A 1257-nucleotide genomic window follows, 5' to 3' on the forward strand; every position below is an offset into this window, starting at 1 on the left:
AGATACCGTCTTGAACCTCACCGGGCAAGCGCAAGTTTCGGGTCGTAGGGCTGGCCCGACTTGAGTACGCCGTAAACGAAGTGCAGCAGCTTTCGCATCGCCGCACAAATGATCTGCTTGGGGGCCTTTCCGTTGGCCTTCAAGCGGTCTTTCATGGCTTTGATCGCCTCGTTATGCTTCAACGCTACCAGGCCAGGCATGTACAGACCCGCCCGAACGCGAGCCGAGCCGATCCTCGAAATCACTGTTCTGCCTTTGAGCTTTCCCGAGTCCTGCAGCTTTGGGTTCAACCCTGCGGCAGCGACCAGTTTGCGAGGATCATCATATTTACGCAGGTCGCCCAGCTCGGCCAGCAGCCGCTCAATCGTTTTTTCCCCGATACCGTCAATGGTCACGATCAAGTCGCGCATCTCGCGCATGTCCGGGTCGTCATCGACGTGGTTTTTGATTGCCTTGTGCGTTTGCGCGATCTCTTTTTCGATGTGATGCAGCACAGAGTTAATCGAGGCTTTAACCTTTTCATCGGACACATCCAGACGATTGCGCTCCATTCGCTCCATCTCCTGGAGATCATCCAGGCGGCGCACCAAGGCTTTGAGCTGGCGATACTTCAGCGGCTCTGGCGCCCACAGCAGAAGCTTTTCATTCTTTTCGCGGGCAAAGTCAGCGATCAGTTTGGCATCGCTTTTATCGGTTTTGATCCTACGTAATTCGCTGTCGGCGTAGGCGTGGGTCGTGGCCGGATTGACCACGCAGACACGGTAACCCTTGTTGTAGACGAACTCGGCCAGCTCCAGATGATAGACACTGGTCGCTTCCATCACGATCAGGGCCGAAGGTTCAACCTGCTTTTGTAACCAGTCCTCAAACTCTTTGAAACCTTTCAAATCGTTGGAAAGTTTAGCCTTGGTTTTGTGCTTGCCATTTGGCAGATGAGTAGCAATATCAAAAGTATTCTTTGCGACATCGACGCCGACGAAACTGGACATGACCGTCCCTCCATTAGGTCCCTTGCGATCATCACTGCACTCCGTCCAACCTTGTGAATGCGGGCTCTCGCCAGAGACGGGCCCAAGATACCGTTCGAACTGTATGAGTGAGTGCGGAGGACTGGAGCACAATCTACGTCACAGGCAAAAAGCCTAAGGAGCTGCACGGCTTCCAGATCCCTCCCTCGATGATCAGTCGAGAACTATCGCTCCTGATGGAGCGATAGTCGAGATACAAGGAGCTGCCGAAGGCTGCGATCTTTTGATC

At 53.9% G+C, this 1257-nt stretch carries 1 protein-coding gene; it reads right to left on the reverse strand.

The features are described 5' to 3' along the window. Positions 1-17: 17 nt before the first annotated feature. Positions 18-989: an IS110 family RNA-guided transposase gene (locus tag ACW9JC_RS30305; protein WP_457459666.1), complete on the reverse strand. Its 972-nt coding sequence runs from the start codon at positions 987-989 to the stop codon at positions 18-20. Between the last annotated feature and the right edge of the window lie 268 nt (positions 990-1257).

Source organism: Pseudomonas sp. SDO5591_S426, assembly GCF_054070755.1.